Origin of the sequence: Paenibacillus xylanexedens, from assembly GCF_001908275.1 — a bacterium.
GTDB lineage: Bacteria > Bacillota > Bacilli > Paenibacillales > Paenibacillaceae > Paenibacillus > Paenibacillus xylanexedens_A.
On record NZ_CP018620.1, the window covers coordinates 1,151,910 to 1,170,718 of the forward strand.

At 48.0% G+C, this 18,809-nt stretch carries 13 protein-coding genes; 9 read left to right on the forward strand and 4 right to left on the reverse strand.

Annotated features, from left to right (window positions below; all coding sequences use genetic code 11):
• Positions 1-332: 332 nt before the first annotated feature.
• Both murQ and BS614_RS05270 read right to left on the reverse strand, forming a co-directional pair.
• On the reverse strand, positions 333-1,235 hold the full coding sequence (gene murQ / locus BS614_RS05265; RefSeq protein WP_074093141.1) for an N-acetylmuramic acid 6-phosphate etherase: 903 nt from the start codon (positions 1,233-1,235) through the stop codon (positions 333-335).
• 22 nt (positions 1,236-1,257) lie between these two features.
• Entirely contained in the window at positions 1,258-2,220 is a 963-nt protein-coding gene (locus BS614_RS05270; protein WP_074093142.1) for an N-acetylglucosamine kinase, read from the reverse strand.
• Between the two features lie 356 nt (positions 2,221-2,576).
• Between BS614_RS05270 and BS614_RS05275 the strand changes: the two genes are divergently transcribed.
• From BS614_RS05275 to nagZ, 7 genes are all read left to right on the forward strand, one after another.
• Complete coding sequence (locus BS614_RS05275; RefSeq protein ID WP_074093143.1) at positions 2,577-3,929, forward strand: ABC transporter substrate-binding protein; 1,353 nt, start codon at positions 2,577-2,579, stop codon at positions 3,927-3,929.
• A gap of 55 nt (positions 3,930-3,984) precedes the next feature.
• Positions 3,985-4,908, forward strand: a complete 924-nt coding sequence (locus BS614_RS05280) for a carbohydrate ABC transporter permease (protein ID WP_074093144.1) — start codon at positions 3,985-3,987, stop codon at positions 4,906-4,908.
• Between the two features lie 37 nt (positions 4,909-4,945).
• Positions 4,946-5,779 carry a carbohydrate ABC transporter permease gene (locus BS614_RS05285; RefSeq protein WP_017691096.1) on the forward strand — a complete coding sequence of 278 codons (834 nt, stop codon included), beginning with the start codon at positions 4,946-4,948 and terminating at the stop codon, positions 5,777-5,779.
• Positions 5,780-5,822: 43 nt separating this feature from the next.
• Positions 5,823-6,932, forward strand: a complete 1,110-nt coding sequence (locus tag BS614_RS05290) for an ABC transporter ATP-binding protein (RefSeq protein WP_074093145.1) — start codon at positions 5,823-5,825, stop codon at positions 6,930-6,932.
• Positions 6,933-7,321: 389 nt separating this feature from the next.
• A complete protein-coding gene (locus BS614_RS05295; protein WP_074093146.1) occupies positions 7,322-8,032 on the forward strand; it encodes a hypothetical protein in 711 nt (236 codons plus the stop codon).
• Entirely contained in the window at positions 8,032-9,228 is a 1,197-nt protein-coding gene (locus BS614_RS05300; RefSeq protein WP_074093147.1) for an exo-beta-N-acetylmuramidase NamZ family protein, read from the forward strand. The genes BS614_RS05295 and BS614_RS05300 overlap by 1 nt, the downstream gene beginning before the upstream one ends.
• A 31-nt stretch (positions 9,229-9,259) precedes the next feature.
• Positions 9,260-10,978 carry a beta-N-acetylhexosaminidase gene (nagZ, locus tag BS614_RS05305; protein ID WP_074093148.1) on the forward strand — a complete coding sequence of 573 codons (1,719 nt, stop codon included), beginning with the start codon at positions 9,260-9,262 and terminating at the stop codon, positions 10,976-10,978.
• A gap of 168 nt (positions 10,979-11,146) precedes the next feature.
• Here nagZ and BS614_RS05310 read toward each other — a convergent pair whose 3' ends face one another.
• Complete coding sequence (locus BS614_RS05310) at positions 11,147-12,547, reverse strand: serine hydrolase domain-containing protein (protein WP_074093149.1); 1,401 nt, start codon at positions 12,545-12,547, stop codon at positions 11,147-11,149.
• A gap of 266 nt (positions 12,548-12,813) precedes the next feature.
• Here BS614_RS05310 and BS614_RS05315 point away from each other — a divergent pair, with 266 nt between their 5' ends.
• Positions 12,814-14,787 (forward strand): methyl-accepting chemotaxis protein, encoded by a 1,974-nt coding sequence (locus tag BS614_RS05315; protein WP_074093150.1) that lies wholly within the window; start codon positions 12,814-12,816, stop codon positions 14,785-14,787.
• A 274-nt stretch (positions 14,788-15,061) separates the two neighbouring features.
• Positions 15,062-16,258, forward strand: a complete 1,197-nt coding sequence (locus BS614_RS05320; protein ID WP_074093151.1) for a DUF2087 domain-containing protein — start codon at positions 15,062-15,064, stop codon at positions 16,256-16,258.
• A gap of 334 nt (positions 16,259-16,592) precedes the next feature.
• On the opposite strand, the gene BS614_RS05325 is transcribed toward BS614_RS05320, so the two are convergent.
• A complete protein-coding gene (locus tag BS614_RS05325) occupies positions 16,593-18,593 on the reverse strand; it encodes a methyl-accepting chemotaxis protein (RefSeq protein WP_074093152.1) in 2,001 nt (666 codons plus the stop codon).
• Positions 18,594-18,809 lie beyond the last annotated feature (216 nt).

Genomic DNA, 18,809 nt, shown 5'->3' on the forward strand with positions numbered 1-18,809 from the left:
AATATTCTTTTTTAAAATAGACAGACAACTAAAAAACCATATCAATGCGAACGAATCCAATTTATAACCAATAATCACCTCTTTCTACCATATATAAAAGAATTCTACCATAATTTATAATAAATATATAGATTTATATCGTTCATATTCTATTTCATTTGAATAAAGATATAGATGATTTGGGAAAAGACGGGCAAAAACCAGATTTATTGTATGTCCGCGCTGGTGGGGATTTTTTTAATAGATTGAACATACTCGTGCGACATAAAAAAATCAAAAAAAGGGCCCAGACCAATGTCGGGCTCCTTCGTGTTTAACCATAGCCACCTGCGTTATTTACCGGATATAGCATTGCGGACAAATCCGTCAGCCAGATCAAGCCTGTGCTGGGCTTCTGTTACGTCCACGCCTGCCATCAGCATGACGATTGCCGTTTTTACATGACCGTCTGCACCGGTAAAAGCCTCTTCAATATCCGTTTCATTTGCTCCGGTTGCCAGATGGATCATGCGTTTGGCCCGATGGACAAGCTTCTCGTTCGAAGGGTTCAGATCAACCATGAAATTACGGTAAACCTTGCCCAGACGAATCATGGCGGTAGTGGTGAGCATATTCAGAATCATTTTCTGGGCGCTGCCTGCCTTCATACGTGTTGAACCCATGACAACCTCTGGGCCGACAACAGCCTCAATGCTTACATCAGCCAACAGAGTCATCGGCGTGCCTGCATTATTACTCAGGCTGATCACCGTAGCCCCGATCTCCTTGGCGTGTCTCATCGCACCGAGCACATACGGCGTTCGTCCACTGGCTGCAATGCCAACCACGACATCGTTTTTGTCTAAGCCATGTTCATCAAGGTCCGCAGCTCCCAACTCCTCATTATCTTCAGCACCTTCAACCGGGTCCTTCACTGCCCGGAATCCCCCTGCAATAATACCCTGCACCATGGAGGGCGGGGTTCCGTAGGTAGGCGGGCATTCCGAAGCGTCAAGTATTCCTAATCGTCCACTGGTACCTGCGCCTACATAAAAAAGCCTCCCGCCAGACTGAAACGCCTCCAAGATCCGATCCGCAGCTTGAGCAATGGCCGGAATGAGGGGCTGAATGAGCTCCGCAATCCGTTGATCTTCCTTATTAATTAGCTCCATAATTTCTGCCGAAGGCAATTCATCTATATGATCCGTTAGTGGATTGGGTTGTTCTGTTATTAGTGAATTCAGCATGTGATTCATCTGTATGGCCTCCTTCTCTCTTTTAAAATGATTCATTCAGGGAACAGCGTTTTTTTGCCAGTTGTGCTGCGCCAACCGCTGGAGCGGGGCCATCTTCACGATATACCAAGTCCAACTCTCCATAATATCCCGATAACTTCTGAATAAATGTATTTCGGAAAAGTGTAGCGTATCGAAACAGTGATCCGGACAGGACAACCGGAGTGGATGCAAATTCGGGATGACGGGCAATCAGCGCCTTGGCGGTATCCGCCAATTGTGAGGCTTCGTCAATGATCAGTGCGCGTGCGGCCTCATCTCCGAGTTCAGCAGCTTCTATAGCTAGGCGGGCGATGGATGCGGTCTCGGTTTTGCCCCAATCCGTCTGATACACTCGCGTCTTTAGCTCCGATATATCCCGAAGGTTCAGATTCTTTAGAAGAAGCGGGGTTAAACAGGTTGGAGGAAGAACACCGTCATAACTCTGCATAACCACTTGGAGTGCACGCTGCCCAATACGATAGCCGCTCCCCTCATCTCCGAGCAGATGACCCCAGCCTCCTGCACGGTATCGCTCGCCTTCCCGCGTAAATCCGTACACGATGGAACCTGTTCCAGAGATACACAATACACCGTGCGTATGTCCGAGAGAGGCCATCAGAGCAATCTCTCCTTCGGATACAACCCAGACTGGACAGTCTTCTGATACTTGTCGATTACGACTCTTCATATAGTTATTTACTACTTCGGCTATAAGTTGCCGTTCTTGGATCGCGTCTACACCTGACATACCAAGACATATACCCTCACAATTTGTCGATAAATCACTGATTAGATTAAATAGCTGTTCCAGCACTCGTTGCAGTTCGGAAATGGCCTGTTCAGTTGATACGCTGTGAGGATTCGTGGGACCGCCGCTGAGTCGGGCAAGAATTTCACCAGATTCAGAAATGATTGCTGCATCAGTATTGGTACCGCCTCCATCTACACCTACATATACTCGCAAAGTGGCTCACCTCGCTTGCTTGGGTTTTCTTTTTACATAGTATAGTTGCATGAAAAGAAAAAGTAAAATTAAATTTTATAATAAAAAATAATGTTGAATTTTTATTTTATAACTCATATAATGAATTCAATCTACAATTTTGGAAGGAATTAATACTGTTAATGTCAATTAAGTTGACGTTAATATTGCATTTAAGAGATTTAGCCTGCGACTGGCAGGCCCAATCTACAGGGGAGGTGCTTTTCCTTACTGCCGCGTGTATAGGTGGATGGCGTTTGAAGGCCGAACGATCACAAAGGGGTAGCATGGTTAGGCAATGAAAGAATCGGATGATGACATGCAAAGGAGATGAAGGGATGAAAAAGAAGGGTCTAGTATGGGCAATGTTGTTGATGATGGTTTTGGTTACTGCCTGTGGGAATAGCGGAGGTGCTACTTCGGATGACCCGAATGCCGATGATACGGTAACGGTATGGACCTATCCTGTACATGGCACATATGAAGATGAACTGAAGGATCTAATCTCTGATTTCAATAAGGAACACCCGAACATTACCGTGAAGACGGAAATGCTCTCCTGGGCGGAAGGCCCCAAAAAATTCGATGTCGCACTGAATGCCGGGAACCCGCCGGATCTGTATTTCCATAGTGTAGATGGTACGTATGTGAATACCGGGCTGGGGCTTGAACTGGACAGCTACCTGACACCTGAGATCAAGGACGACTACCTGCCAGGTACGCTTGAGTTAGGCCAGATTCAGGGGAAACAGTATGGACTTCCTTTATATCAATTCCAATGGGCTTGGGGTGGTAACAAACGCATTCTGGATGAAGCGGGCATTGACTGGAAATCGATTCAGCAAAATGGCTGGACCTGGTCCGAATTCAACGATGCCGCGGCCAAGTTGACCAAAACGCTCGATGGCGGGGCTAAGCAGTATGCGTTGGTTACGGATGGTACTTCGCTCGACTTCATTGAAATGTTATCCCGGAACAACGGGATGATTGATGTTCTTGATAAAGACGGCACGTTCCAATGGAATGATGGTCGCATTCTGGACACCCTCTCTTTTATCAAAAACCTAATGGATCAAGGGTATATGCCGAAGGAAACGGCGGCTCTCGCTCCAGCGAAACGGACGGATATGTTCTACGCGGGGGAAACGGCGATCATCTCCAAAGCGATTCCTTATTATGATGTGATGATTCAGAACCGCAACAAGGACATCGATGATGGCAAGGTGCAGGGAGAGAAGATTGATTTTGTCCTGTTGCCTGTACCGCATAATGATGATCAACCTGCGGCCACAACAATGGGCGGCGAAGGGTATGTAGCCTTCAAACAGAAGAAGGACAAAGGTGAGCAACATGCCAAAAATACGTTCTTGGTGATGGAGGCGCTTAGCGGTGCCAAAGCAGGGAACTCGGCCAATGAACTGGCGCTCCCATTCGTAAGACAATCCCAAGTGGAACTGTTTAAAGGAAAAGAGCTTGGTCAACCGGATAATCTGGCTGCTGCGAAAGTCATGGCAGAGGATATCGCTATGCCGGTTGTACTGGAACTGGATATCGACAAAGCATCTCAGCAAAAACAATTCAAGGAACAAGTTGTGAAGCCAAACATCCAGGCGCTGTTCTCGGGAGAAAAATCACCGGAGCAGATCGCAGAAGACTTCAAGAACAAAGGCCAGCAGATGTTTGGACAATAACTCGGACCATCAAACATAACGCAAAACCACATTGATTAGGAGAGGAGGATTCGCCATGCAGACCGCCCTTGCGCCAAAACCGTCAGTGCCCCGGACTTCCCGGGTTGCCCGGTTTTGGCGAGACTACGGGTGGGCGTATTTGTTCATTTTGGCGCCTGTCCTGCTGTTTCTCATTTTTACGCTGTATCCAGTACTTACGGCTCTAATTATGAGCTTCCAGAAATACAACATTATGAATTCGACGTGGGTTGGATTGGACAACTATGAGCGACTGGTGAAAGATGAGACGTTCTGGAAGTCGATCAAAAATACGGTGATCTTCACTGTTGGCACAGTCCCGGTCAATATTCTCATTACATTTGTACTTTCCTATTTCATCTATCAGATGAAAAGTAAATGGCAGACTTTTTTCAAAGCTACCATGTATCTGCCTGCGGTAGCCTCCGGGGTAACCATCTCCATTGTATGGCTGGCCATCTTTGATCCTACCGATTCGGGGCTGCTCAACCGTTTTCTCGGCTTGTTTGGCCTTGATCCGGTGATCTGGCTGGGCCAGTCGGGAACGGCACTTTTTTCCCTCATTCTAATGAACTGGCTCGGATCACACGGAGCGGGCATTATTCTGTATCTGGCAGCCATGGGCGGTATTCCGAAATCGCTGTACGAAGCGGCGGATATTGATCATGCCAGCGGCTGGACCCAGTTCAGCAAGATTACATGGCCGCTACTCAAACCAACGACTCTATATCTGCTCGTCACGGGTGTTATTACATCCTTCCAGGTGTTTATCTCGGTATATCTGATGACACAGGGTGGACCAAACTTTGCGACAACTACAATCGCGTATCTGATCTACGAGACGGCATTTAAATTCTATGAATTCGGATTAGCTTCGGCACAGTCGTTCGTATTGGCGATTATCATCATAGTCATCTCCGTCATACAGTTCAAATATTTCTCCAGCGATATCGAGTATTAAGCACGTTGCATTAAGCATCCGGGGGTGAATAAAATTCATGAAATCAACACAGAAAAAGATACTGCTCGTTGTTGCATCCATTCTGCTGGTGGTCTGGGCGCTGGTGACGGTTATTCCGATGTATTGGATGCTCGTTGGTTCGGTGCAGGATAGCGCAATGTCGGCTTCGTTTAAACCACAGATGATTCCGGAGCAATTGTCATTATCACCATATGAGCGCTTTTTTGCCAAAACCGATGCCTGGCGCTGGCTGTACAACTCGCTGCTCATCTCGATCATTCTGACCGTAACCAATGTATTCTTCGCCTCCCTGGCGGGATATGCATTTGCCAAACTGAAATTTCCGGGTAGTCAGGCGGTATTCTGGACCCTGCTCGGGACCATGATGATTCCGGCACAGGTGACGCTAATTCCTTTGTATATTCTGATGGTCAATGTATTTGACCTGGGGGATACCTATACAGCTATTATTCTGCCTGCTGCCGTCAGCGTAGGGAACATATTCCTGATGAAACAGTTCATGTCCACGCTGCCCACATCACTGATCCATGCGGCGCGTATCGATGCATGCAGCGAGTTCGGCATCTTCTGGAAAGTCATTCTGCCGATGGCAAAGCCGGGAATCGCGGTGCTGGCAATTTTCACATTTGTAGCTTCGTGGAATGAATTTTTCTGGCCGTTCCTCATTACCAATTCCAACGAGATGCGGACCATTCAGGTAGGGCTGGCCTCGTTTGTATTTGCCGAATCAACGGATTTCGGCGCAATGATGGCCGGGGCTACCATAGGTGCTCTGCCCATGATCATTCTGTTCTTCTCACTGCAACGTTACTTCCTGCAGGGCATTACGATCGGTGCGGTAAAAGGTTAACTTTTAGTTCAGGACAAGCGACAACGTAAAGGGGGATCTACCTATGGCACGCGTGGAGTTTCGCCAAGTGCGCAAAGAATTCAAAGACGATCATAAAGGGACGTTCACGGCTGTGGCCGGCTCGGACTTTGTTATAGAAGATAAGGAATTCGTAGTGTTTGTGGGTCCTTCGGGCTGTGGCAAGACAACATCACTGCGGATGATTGCCGGACTTGAAAAGCAAACGAGCGGTGATATTGTGATCGGTGACCGGCTTGTTAACGATCTGCATCCGAAGGATCGGGATATCGCGATGGTGTTTCAGGATTATGCACTTTATCCGCATATGACCATCCGTGAGAATCTTTCCTTTGGCCTGAAAAATCTGAAAAAGCCAAAGTCCTATATTGATGAACAGGTGCAGAATGCGGCCTCCATTCTTGGACTGGAAGCGATGCTGGAGCGCAAACCACGCGAGCTGTCTGGTGGTCAGCGTCAGCGTGTGGCGGTGGGACGGGCGATCGTCCGTGATCCGCAGGTGTTTTTATTCGACGAACCACTGTCCAATCTGGATGCCAAGTTGCGGGTGCAGATGCGGGTGGAGTTGGGAGAGCTTCATAAACGTCTCGGTGCCACGATTGTGTACGTGACGCATGATCAGGTAGAAGCCATGACACTTGGGGAACGCATCGTGGTCATGAATCATGGAGATATTCAGCAGGTGGCTTCACCAAAAGAACTGTATGCGAGTCCGCGGAATATGTTTGTTGCCGGATTTATCGGTTCCCCGGCGATGAATTTCATTGATGCACGGATTGAAGGCACGCAGGTTGTCATCGAGGGAGCATCATTCACCTTGCCAGCAGATGTACTCGCTCGTCTTAAGAGTCATCAAGGCAAGCCGGTAATTATGGGGCTGCGTCCAGAGCATATTTTTGGTGAGGATGTTGCTCCGAATATCCCGACAGACCACATGCTGCAGGCGCGAGTTCAGGTTGTAGAACATCTGGGCTCCGAGAATTTGGTGTATTTCCATTCCGGTACCCGTACCGTTACGGCTAAAGTTCATCCGGAAACACATGCTTATGTAGGTATGGACAAAAATTTTGTACTGGACCTGCGTAAGGCGCACTTTTTTGATCCAGAGACGGAGCTTGCGATTGGACGGGAGTAGGCGGGGCTGTTCTAAAAGCAATGAGCTTGAATGTGTATTATTATTGGCTCCCATTTGCACCGGTTTGAAATGTAACGAATCGCAGAGACGTTATTTACTCGAAGATGTTGTTTTTTAGGCTCTGACGCCTTATTTGTACCGAAATAACGGCACTGAAGTTCGTTACAATTGGCATGCCTCGAAAATTCGTCGTTTAAGGTGCGGTAAATTCGTTAGCACGTTGCAAGTTTGGTACAACATACTGACCGGTGGTGCGGCCAAGCCAACCGAAATGGGGAGCCCTTTTAAGACAGCTCTTGTGGGCGAACGCTTCGCTTCTCCAGGTTTGTTCTGTTTTCTCCGTTATCGTGTAAATGTTTAGTCCAACTTATATAGAAGGGAGAATAAACATGCGTAAGCTGAGTGAAGTATTGATCAAGTCGGGTGCGGAAATCTATCGGGATATTATTTCGGTGGCCTTGTACAGTGTCGTTAGTTCCATCGTATTGGTTCCCATTCTGATGTTTGCTCCGCTGCCGATCGCTATACTGCTTCTGGCCTTGATATATATGCCCATCCTGTTCGGGGTCTGTTATGCCGTACATCACAGATTGAAACGTAAGGAACGGCGTAATGGACTTAAGGATATCTGGGTCGGAACATTGAAGGGAGTAATCCCTGGAGTGTCGGTGGGGGTGCTTTTCGCGGTGCTTGGCTTCATTCTATGGTCAACCTGGTGGTATTACGGCGGACAGGGTGGAATTACAGGCACAGCAGTGGGTGTATTCCAGACGTTCTTTGTTCTCATGGCGCTGATGTCACAGTTCTATACCTGGCAGCTTGTTTTACAAAAAAACATGGGCATCGTTCAGGCGATGGGGGAAAGTGTAAAGCTGTTCTTCCGTCACCCGGGGTACACGATGGGCGCTTGTTTTCAGGCCATGTGCCTGACGGCTCTGCTGATGCTGACTGTCGTTGGTTTCGGAGCGTTGTTTGGAGGTATGTTTGCCGTCTATCAGCATAAGGTTGCTCTTAATGTGTTGGAGCCTGCAGAAGAGCCTGTCGTAACAGGCGGTAATGATCACCAGCATACAGGCTGGGTCAGCCAGGGGAATGTGTGATGGGTCAGTTGAATGGGACCGAGCAGATCCCGGCTGTAAAAACGGGAGTTGATCTTCTGTCCAGAGGGTTATCGCATCCATGGATAACAGGTAATCGAATCGGTCTAATTACAAACCCGACTGGTATTACAGCGGATTTTGTATCGACAATAGATGTGTGCGCCGGACTGGCTAATGCCGAGCTTACAGCGCTCTATGCCTGTGAGCACGGACTGGATGGAGAGCTTCAGGCGGGTGTCAGATTCGGAGACATGCTTCATCCACGTCTGGACATTCCGGTGTTCAGCCTATATGGAGATTACAAGAAACCTACGCCTGCAATGCTGGCTGGAGTGGATACAGTGCTGTTCGACATTCAGGATGTGGGTATCCGTTATTACACGTATGCCTCAACCTTGTTCCATATGATGGAGGTCTGCGCTGGAGCGGGCAAACGCATGCTGATTCTGGACCGTCCCAATCCGCTGGGTGGAAACGTTGTGGAAGGCGGTGTGCTGAACGCGGGGTATGAATCACTCGTTGGCGCTTGGCGTGTACCTGTACGTACCGGATTGACGGTAGGTGAACTCGCCCTGATGGTCAACAGCGAGATGGATGTACCTTGCGAATTGGACGTGGTTGCCATGAAAGGATGGCAGCGCTCCATGGAGTATGCGGATTGTGGGCTTCCCTGGATGTTACCCTCTCCCAATATGCCCACGCTGGACAGTGTGCGGGTATATGCGGGTACGTGCCTGTTCGAAGGTACTAATGTATCGGAGGGCAGGGGCACGACCCGCCCATTCGAGTGGATTGGGGCCCCCTGGGTTGAGGGTGAACGTTTGGCGGAACGATTTCGGGAATACAAACTGGAAGGTGTGCATGTGCATCCAGTGTACATGTCCCCAACATTCTCCAAACATGCAGGTGAGCTGTGTGGTGGCGTAAGGATTTTTGTAACGGACAGCCGGAAATTCCGGGCGGTAGAGACAGGGTTGGTGCTTTTGCATGAACTGGTTTCACTCTATCCGGAGCAATTCTGCTGGCTGGAGCCACCAGAGCCGGGTTCAAGGTACTTTATCGACCTGCTGGCAGGGGGTAAGGAAGTCAGGGAAACGATTCATGACCGCGCGGAATTCATTCGTTTAATGGATGCGTGGAATGTACAGGCAGCGGAATGGAAGGAGCGGCGAAAGCCGTTTTTGTTATATGAATGAATGGATGTTTGTTATCGGGGGGAGGCATGAAATGAGTGGGCCAAAAGAGTTATACCATTCGAGGCTGAAACAGATGACCTTGCGTGAGAAAGTCGGGCAAATGCTGCTTTGTGGCTTTCATGGCACTGAAGCTGTTGGTGATGTGGAACCCTTTCTCCGAAAGTATCCAATTGGTGGCGTAATCTACTTTGCGCGCAACGTTGAGTCGCCAGAGCAGGTAGAGCGGTTATCGTCAGGGTTACAACAGATTGCCAAAAGCAGTGGTAATGTGCCGCTCTGGATATCCATTGATCAGGAGGGCGGCATGGTTGCTCGAATTACCGAAGGGATAACCTTGATGCCTGGACCAATGGCCATTGCCGCTGCCGGTTCCATTGACGATGCATATCAGGCGGCATATATCAGTGGATTGGAGCTGAAGTCCATGGGCATTAACATGAACTTTGCTCCGGTATTGGATGTGAACAATAACGCGGCCAATCCGGTCATCGGTGTACGATCATTTGGCGAATCTCCACAATCGGTTGCAGAATATGGGGCCAGAACCATTGCGGGAATACAGGACGCTGGAATTGCAGCGACAGCCAAGCACTTCCCGGGGCATGGGGATACGGATACCGATTCCCATCTGGACCTCCCGATCATCACTCATGATCGTGAACGGGTAGAGCGCCTGGAGTTGATTCCATTCCGAGCCGCTATCGCCGAAGGTGTCGATGCCATGATGTCGGCGCATATTTATTTTCCTGCACTGGAGCCAGAGCGTCTGCCCGTAACGCTATCGCAAACCGTATTAAGCGGTCTGCTTCGCCAGGAACTGGGTTATGAGGGCATGATCGTGACAGATTGCATGGAGATGGATGCCATTGCCGTGAACTATGGCACTGTCGATGCAGCCGTAATGGCGGTAGAGGCCGGGGCAGATCTGGTGTTAATTAGCCATACGGCTAAGCTTCAAGCAGAGGCATTTGAAGCATTGTTAGCAGCTGTGAGGAGCGGGCGGATCAGCGAGAGACGTATTGATGAGTCGGTGATTCGCTTACTGATGTACAAGGCGAAGCGTGGTTTACTGGAGAGTGAAACGGGTGGTGCAGGTGATGAGGAAGTGAATATTGCAGTATCGAATGCATCATTGCCAGAGGCATTCAACGCTCCTGCTCTATCCAGTCCGTCGGAGCGCAACAGTTCATTACACCAAGAGGTTGCCCGCCGTATTAGCGAGAATAGTATCACACTGGTGCGCGATCAGCTGAATATGCTGCCTTTAAAGCCGGAACGCACGTTGGTCATAACGATTGCCACGTCCGTGACGACAATTGCTGACGAACATCTGAATCAGACATTCACCTTGGGATCAGCCTTATCCATTTATGGTCTGGATGTTGTCGATCTGATGGTCACGCCCGAAGAAGTCGCCATTCGTTCCGCACGTCTGCTTCAGGCAGCGGAAGCAGATGACATTCGGCAGATTGTGGTGGGGACCTACAATGCGGGAAGCTCCTCCGGCGATCCACAGTGCAGGCTGATTGGTTGGATACAGCAATTGGGCAAACCGCTGGCTGTTGTGGCATTGCGAAGCCCCTATGATCTGCTGGCGCTTCCGGATGCCCAGGTCTATGTAGCGGCTTACGAGAGCCGGCCACTTGCCATGGATAGCGTCGCTCAGGCGTTGATGGGGCACATTCCTTTTGCGGGGAAACTTCCTGTAACATTAAAGCAGACAGATGATGAAAGAGCGGATGTCTCCTAGACAGTAATAAGAATATGAGTTAATCTGCCTTTTGCAGGATGAAGAAGAGATGAATTGTGGATTGAGCGAAACGGAAGTGTGAGTCGTTAAAATGAGAACATATACAGAGCAAAGAGACGATCCTTTAAAGGACCGTCTCTTTGTGCTGTATAAACGATTAATTATGGATTATTGCAATTGCAGTGTTGCTGCTGTTTTAGTTTCAACTTCATCCAAAAGTGAAGTCATGTCCATACCTGCGTGGTTGCCGAGCAGGATAATGGTGATATCATCGGACAGATTACGTGAAAAGGCTGTAGCAAACCCGCCACCACTACCGTTGTGGAAGACGGTACGGTTGGTGCCATTCTCTTTGAGAATCCAGGCGTAGCCATAGTTTTTATCGGAGTAAGGCTCATACATCTGTTCAATCGTATCCTGGCTTAGAATCTTGTCCGTATACAACGCACGATCCCATTTCAGCATATCGTCCACCGTGGAATAGATGGTTCCTGATCCCGATTGAGACACATAGTAAGGCGCAGTTACCCATGCGTTATCTTCTTGAACAAAACCACTAATCGTGTGCACTTTACGGGAGGCCTCTCCCGAATTTTTCATGCCAAGTGGTTTCAATATCGTCTGCTGCACATAATCGGCATAACTCATACCGGATACCTGTTCAACGACGTATGCGAGCAAAACATAACCGCTGTTGCTGTACAGATAGGCACTCCCTGGTTCAAACTTCAGCGTTTTGTGACGAATCTCTTCTACAGTCTCTTCCATAGAAGTTCCTTCACTCCGACCAAATGCGGATGGCAGGCCTGAAGTCTGGGATAACAGCATATGCAGTGTGATCTGATCTCCCTTCGGTATACCCGAGATATACTTGGAGATTGGATCTTGCACATTAATCTTACCCTCCTCCACGAGACTCAGAATGGACGCGGCCGTGAAGGATTTGCTCAGCGATGCGATTCGGGTCTTCTGATCCGGGCGATTCAGCGTCTGTTCATCGGCAAGTCCGTAGCCTTGTCTTAGCAGAACTTCACCATCGCGGGCAATCAGCGCCATACCTGGATAGTTGATCTCGCGCAGATATGTATCCACGCTGGCAACCTCGCTGTTCAGCAGGCTGACCTGATCAGTGACCATATTTACACTCATCTGACCCGTGGCTGTGCGTTGGACCTTGATGTCTGCCTTGATTGCATTAGCCATGGCCCGGACAGGGACCATCAATGTACCGTTAACGGTACGTGAATTCACACCTGTAGCCAGATCAACTTGGTTAACCTTAATGGAGTTGCTGCCAGCCTGATGGATCAGCTTGTCTCTGCCAACGTTAACGGTAGCTGTCTTGGTGCGAGCATCCCATTTCAACGTGCCTTTAACCGATGTGACCACATCCCGCAGTGGAACAAACGTTGAACCTTTGATGATAAGTGGTGCGTTCTTCCAGGATTGTTGCTCACCATTCACTTCAATGTGAACTGCTTGCGTTGCCTGCGCTGCGGATGTCGTAATACCAGCTTGTCCCAGAATCGGGCCTGCGCACAGGATGAGCGCCAACAGAATGCGGAACATGGATGAATATACCGTGGAAATACGTTGTCTTTCATTTGACTTGCGTAAGATTTGAATCCTCTCCTTCCAATCGTTTCATGAATAGCCAGCTTATGAGCATTGTAAACGATCTCGCTAAGGGGGTCAAAACGAATAGAAGGATAAGGTGAGTTCATCTAACCTGACCGAAAAGATTAAATTTGTACTAATTTAGTATCGATACATAATATTTTTACAGCGATTGTCCGATAAAAGGATGGGTGAAGATTATGATGGGGGATAGTTAAATGAAGAAAAGGATTCGAAATTGGTTTACTTTAACCGTAAAAAAACGCCTGATCGCTGCATTGCTCCTGTTCCTGATTGTACCGAGCATTACTGTTGGTTGGTTGTCTTATCAAAAAGCTGCTGACCAGGTTAAGCTGGAAATTATTCGTTCCGCACAGGCCAAAACAGAAATGCTTAGTCTGCAGATAAATGAAATGCTGGATATGGAGAAGGATAACGCAGCGCAAATGGCGGCGGGTATTACTTCAAACGATATTATTAATAAATCCCCTGCACTGCAAAGGCAGATGGATCGGATGTCTCAGAATCATAAGGAACTGGGTGTACTCACCGCAGGTGCGGAAGATGGTAGCTGGATGAAATCTCCTGATTCCGGGGAACAGAATTATGATCCGCGTGAACGTTCATGGTATACGATGGGTATGTCTCAGGACGAACCTGTAATCTCGGATACATTCCAGTCTTCCACGACAGGTGAATGGGTTGTAGCGGTTGCCGCCAAGCTGGCTGATGGCAAAGGGGTATTTGGGGCCAATGTCAGCCTCAATCATCTGAAAGAATCCGTTGATCAGATACGTATTGGTAAAGAAGGCAAACTGTACATGTTGGATAACGGAGGTAAATTCCTGTTCCACTACAATATTGGATCCGGTACACAGTCGGATGAAAGCTACATTAATGAGATGTATACGAAGGAAAGTGGAACGGTGAAGTATACATATGATGGTCACGAAGTGGAAGCAGTGTATTTCACCAATCCGGTGACAGGTTGGAAAATTGTTGGTGAGATGGTTCCTTCCGAAGCAAGTGAAGCCGTAAGGCCTATTTGGATCCGTGCAATTACAATTGTGGCATCTGCATTGGTTATCGGGTTGATTCTGCTTATATTCATTATCCGCAGCATTCACCGGCCATTGCTGCAATTAACGCAGGCAGCATCCAAAGTAAGCGCCGGGGACCTCACCGTTCGGGTAGGTTTACAGCGCCGGGATGAGTTCGGACAGCTCGGGGAAAGCTTCGACACGATGACGACTTCACTACGTAGTGTGCTTGGAGAGGTGCATGATACATCCAGCCAGCTGGCGGCATCTTCTGAAGAGCTGATGGCGAGTTCCGAGCAGACATCCAAAGCCACAGAACAGGTGGCTGAACTGATGCAGGATGCAGCTGCGGGAACGACTTTGCAGAACAATAGTCTTGCTGCTACAGGTCAACTCGTGGGCGAAATGTCCATTGGAGTCAAAGAGATCTCATCAAGTGCTGAAGATACCGCTCGTATCGCTCTGGATGCATCCACGAAGTCGGAAGCGGGTATGGTTACAGTAGAAGAAGCCGTTACCCATATTCAGCAGGTGAATGATGAAAGCAAAGCCATGTCTGTGGTCATTGAGGATCTGCGCGCGAAAAATGAAGAGATTCTTGTGATCGTGGCCGAGATTACGGCCATTGCCAAGCAGACGAACATTCTTGCATTGAATGCGTCTATTGAAGCTTCAAGAGCTGGTGAGCAAGGGCGTGGATTCGCGGTTGTAGCCAACGAAGTGAAGACACTGGCTCACAGTTCAGGCGCTTCAGCCGAGCGGATTAATGAGCTTATGCATGAGATGCAGGAGAAAACCAATGCGGTGCAATCCACTTTTGCCCGTACGGGAGAAGGTATGGTGAAGAGTTCGCAGATGGTTACAGAAGCGGGCGAAGCATTCCAGAACATTCGTACTGCGGTACAGTTGGTGGCTGCACAAGCTGGAGAAGTATCCGCGGCTTCCCGTCAGATTGATGGCGGCATGAGTCATATCAACAAGGCAGTAAGTGATACAATGGTTCTGTCGGACAGAATTGCCTCTGGAACGGAAGATGGATCAGCGGCGGCTCAAGAGCAGTTGGCTACAATGGAAGAGGTTGCAGCTTCTTCGGCAGCATTGTCACGTATGGCTGAAGATCTGCAAAGCATGATTGAACGGTTTAAGTTGTAACAGAGATTGAAATGAGACAATGATTGAGGATAAATGCTTATGGAAGGTGCTGAAATGCCCTTTCTGCGATGAGACTGCAGGGTTGCGACCCTGCGGTCTTTTTTCTGTTGAACAACGGGGCATCCGTTATGTCTTTAAACACAACATTTTTTCGTTATATTGACATATAACAAACAAAATTATATTATATCTATAAATAAACAAACAAAAATATAAAATATTTGATTATTATACGGTTGAAATGACCATAACATTGATAAAAAGGGGCTTTAACATGAAATCATCGGAATCCTGGTTGCAAACAGCTTCATTGGAAGAGATCAAGCGTGGTTACATGGAGGAGGGTCCCGCCTATATATGTGTCTGTTGCGGATACAGGACGGAATCAGGGATTATCTATCCTGAAGAAGGAGTGCTCTATGAGGCAGCCCGTTATATGCGAGTGCATATTGAGAAGGTTCATGGATCGGTATTTGAATATTTGCTGGAGCTGGATAAAAGCGTAACCGGATTGTCTGATGTCCAGCGGGGCTTGTTGTCACAATTCTATGAAGGCAAGAAGGATGCTGAAGTACAGAAGACCCTTGGCATCGGGAGTGCTTCCACGATCCGGAATCATCGGTTTGTATTGAAGGAGAAGGAACGGCAGGCCAAAATATTCCTGGCATTAATGGAACTTCTCAAGAGTAAGGATACCCAGGCTCCAGCCGAATGGGTGTCACCTGTGACAAGACATGGACATACGATCCATCGTGATTCATTTGATATTACAGAACAGGATCGGGAAAAGGTGCTAAACAAGTATTTTCCAGAGGGTACCGGCGGTCGGCTGACGACGTTTCATATGCAGCAAAAGCATAAATATATTGTGCTCACCGAAATTGCCAAACGATTCGAGACAGAGCGCAAATATTCCGAGAAACAGGTCAATGAGCTGTTGAAGGAAGTTCATGATGATTACGTGGAAATACGGAGGTATCTCGTCGACTATGGTTTGCTGGAACGTGAGCCAGACGGCAGTCAGTATTGGTTGGGAAGCCACACAGATCAACAGAGCGCCAAAGTTGGAAAACAGGAGCGCAAAGAAAAGGGGGAGCAGGAGAAGATGAATCGTCGCAAAGAATTGCAGGAACAGGCCAAAGAAGTTAAAACGGAAGCGGGCGTCTACCAAATTCGGAATGAACGTAACGGCAAAGTTTATATCGACAGCACACTGAACCTGAAAACCATTAACGGACAACGGTTTATGTTACAGATGGGTAGCCATCTGAATCGAAGATTGCAGGCTGAATGGAATGAATATGGAGAGACTGCGTTTGTGATTGAGGTGCTGGAGACATTGAAACAAGACGATAACCCGTATAACGATTCCAAAGATGCACTCGCCAAATGTCTGAATCGCTGGTTTGAACAGTTAGAGCCCTACGGAGATCAAGGGTACCACGGAGATAAAAAGCAATCTGCTGAATAGGAGAGTCATTTCCTTTTATAAGAAGCCAGTTCCTTATAACTCAAATATAACCCAAAAGCCCCTTTGCCAATATGATGGCAAAGGCTTTTGGTATTACAGACTACTTAATTTTATAAGTTGAACTAATCGTTTGCACGATAACGGAGAGGACAGAATAAACCTGAAAAAGCGAAGCGTTCGCCTGCAAGCTTTCTGAAAGAAAGCTACATCGGAAGCATACGCTATCCCCGGATTTTCCCCTATGGAAAAGGGAATCGAAAAATCTGGGGATAACAGCGATTGGAAGGTTGTTCTGTCATCGTAGTGTCAGTGTAAATAATCTCTGGCTCAACGATTACAGCTTGAATTGTTCAACCAGCTTCTGCAGCTTGTGAGCCAGATGGGCAAGGGAATCAGCAGAGGATGATATCTCCTGCATGGAAGCCACTTGCTCCTCCGTAGCAGCAGAGATGTTCTCCGTTCCATCGGCATTGGTTTCCGATATGGCGTGGATCTGATCAATGGATTGCACCACTTCGGCTGTACTTGCAGACATCTGTTGTGAGGCGGCTGCAATGTTCTCAAGCTGATGATTGACGACCCCAACAGCCTCACTAATCTGGGCAAAAGATTCATCTGCAAACTGAACGGCACGAATGCCGTTGCTTACATCCTGTTGCCCGATCTGTACATTGTGATTGGCCATTGAAATTTCCTGTTGAATCGCTCCGACCATCTCTACAATCTTCTGGCCGGACAGGCTCGATTGTTCCGCCAGCTTGCGGACTTCGCTGGCAACCACGGAGAAGCCACGTCCATGCTCACCTGCACGTGCTGCTTCAATAGAAGCATTGAGAGCAAGCAAATTGGTCTGTGCAGCGATATCTGTAATGACAGATACCATCTCGCCAATGGATGTGGAATGCTGTTCAAGTCGTCCAGCAGTATCTGCCATACCTTGCACAAAGCGACTCACGGAACTCATCTCGGATACGGCCGTCTGCATGGTTGCATTCCCTTTATCCGCGAGCTCACTTGCTTGCATGGCAGCTTCGGATACTTGCTGTGTGCTGTTCGTTACCTGTCCTACACCTCCAGCAAGCTCTTTCATCTGTAGTGCCGTATGTTTCAGGTTGCTTGTTTGTTTCTCAAGTCCAGCTGCGGATTCTTCCGTGATCAGGGCGACTTGCTCTGTTGCTTTGGTTGTCTCCGATGAGTTGACTGCCAATTGTGTGGATGAGGCGGTTAACTCGTCAGCCGTGTGTCGCACGTCCTGAATAACGGTTCGCAGGGATTCGCTCATCTTATTGAAGCTGGTGCTCAGCTTGCCGAATTCATCCTGTCCTAATACAGCAACCTCGATGGTCAGATTACCATTACTAATTTCGTCAGATGCCTTCACCAAGCGGTTCAGTGGTTTGGTGATTGATTGCACAATCCAGAAAATAATAATGGAGCTTACCGCAATTGCAATTGCTACAACAATAAGTGTGGTGTATAGGATCGGACGGACAGATGCCGTCACTTCCCCACTGTCGATGACACCAACCACGGTCCAGCCCGTCGTTTCATTGGTGGAGAAAAAGGCGTGTTCCTGGTTTCCATTGAGTGTATAGGTCAGACTTCCGTTTTTCTGTGCAAAAATATCTTTATAGGGTGCCATGGTTCCTTCGGTCCCCGGTTTTTCGGTAGGATGTACAATGATTTTATTGGCATTATCAATGATATAGATATAACCCTTCTCGCCAATCTTCGTGGAGTTAACCGTCTTCGAGAGGGCTTCAAGCGATAGGCTGACAGAGACGACACCATGGCCATCCGTTGAGGTCTGAGCTACCGAAGCAACAACATTGCCGGTATTGCTTGATAAGTAGGGGGTGATTATGGTAGGAACATCTTTGTTCTGCGTAGCAGCCTGATACCACGGGCGTTCGCGCGGGTCATATCCTTCTTTGTTCACCGCAGTTACAGGGGAGTTAATATACACACCCTGATCGGTACCGATGGAGGCAAGTTCTACGTCATCATGCGTTTCCTTATAAGCGTCGAGCAAGGTACGGATGGTATCTGTTTCGTCACCCTGATTGGGTCCGACATTGCCTGCATCCAGCTGACTTGCCAGGAAATCAACATTTTTGCGTGTTGCACCAATGATCTGGTCAATGGTCTGGTTGAGCACAGTAACACTGCTGATCGCGTTCTCATACATTTTCTCTTCAACCTTGGCATCAGCTGTTTGGAACGAGATAATGCCCAGACTAATGGTTGGAATGAGCAATACAATGGCAAATGACAAAATCAGTTTCTCTCTCATCTGCATTGTTCTTTTGACCCCTTGTTTACGAATTTTTTTCATACACATTCCCCCTCTGTGTAACCCATCCTCATGTCTAGTGGACAAGCCCATCTGGTAAAAGATATTTCATTCCATCCTTTCCAGAAGTTTCTGGTGCTATCGTATGACAAATTTCGCGTTTATTCAACATAATTTATGAGTTTCGCGAAAATATTTTTCGATTTTGTAGGTATTTAGGATTACATCTGTTCTATAAAAAGTAATCTGTCTCTCCCT

What these genes read in the sequence shown, in the direction of transcription:
- BS614_RS05280 (WP_074093144.1), top strand. Translation starts at nt 3,985, where the DNA reads ATGCAGACCGCCCTTGCGCCAAAACCGTCAGTGCCCCGGACTTCCCGG.
- BS614_RS05320 (WP_074093151.1), top strand. Translation starts at nt 15,062, where the DNA reads ATGAAATCATCGGAATCCTGGTTGCAAACAGCTTCATTGGAAGAGATC.
- BS614_RS05285 (WP_017691096.1), top strand. Translation starts at nt 4,946, where the DNA reads ATGAAATCAACACAGAAAAAGATACTGCTCGTTGTTGCATCCATTCTG.
- nagZ (WP_074093148.1), top strand. Translation starts at nt 9,260, where the DNA reads ATGAGTGGGCCAAAAGAGTTATACCATTCGAGGCTGAAACAGATGACC.
- BS614_RS05295 (WP_074093146.1), top strand. Translation starts at nt 7,322, where the DNA reads ATGCGTAAGCTGAGTGAAGTATTGATCAAGTCGGGTGCGGAAATCTAT.
- BS614_RS05315 (WP_074093150.1), top strand. Translation starts at nt 12,814, where the DNA reads ATGAAGAAAAGGATTCGAAATTGGTTTACTTTAACCGTAAAAAAACGC.
- BS614_RS05325 (WP_074093152.1), bottom strand. Translation starts at nt 18,593, where the DNA reads ATGAAAAAAATTCGTAAACAAGGGGTCAAAAGAACAATGCAGATGAGA.
- BS614_RS05275 (WP_074093143.1), top strand. Translation starts at nt 2,577, where the DNA reads ATGAAAAAGAAGGGTCTAGTATGGGCAATGTTGTTGATGATGGTTTTG.
- BS614_RS05310 (WP_074093149.1), bottom strand. Translation starts at nt 12,547, where the DNA reads ATGTTCCGCATTCTGTTGGCGCTCATCCTGTGCGCAGGCCCGATTCTG.
- BS614_RS05300 (WP_074093147.1), top strand. Translation starts at nt 8,032, where the DNA reads ATGGGTCAGTTGAATGGGACCGAGCAGATCCCGGCTGTAAAAACGGGA.
- BS614_RS05290 (WP_074093145.1), top strand. Translation starts at nt 5,823, where the DNA reads ATGGCACGCGTGGAGTTTCGCCAAGTGCGCAAAGAATTCAAAGACGAT.
- murQ (WP_074093141.1), bottom strand. Translation starts at nt 1,235, where the DNA reads ATGAATCACATGCTGAATTCACTAATAACAGAACAACCCAATCCACTA.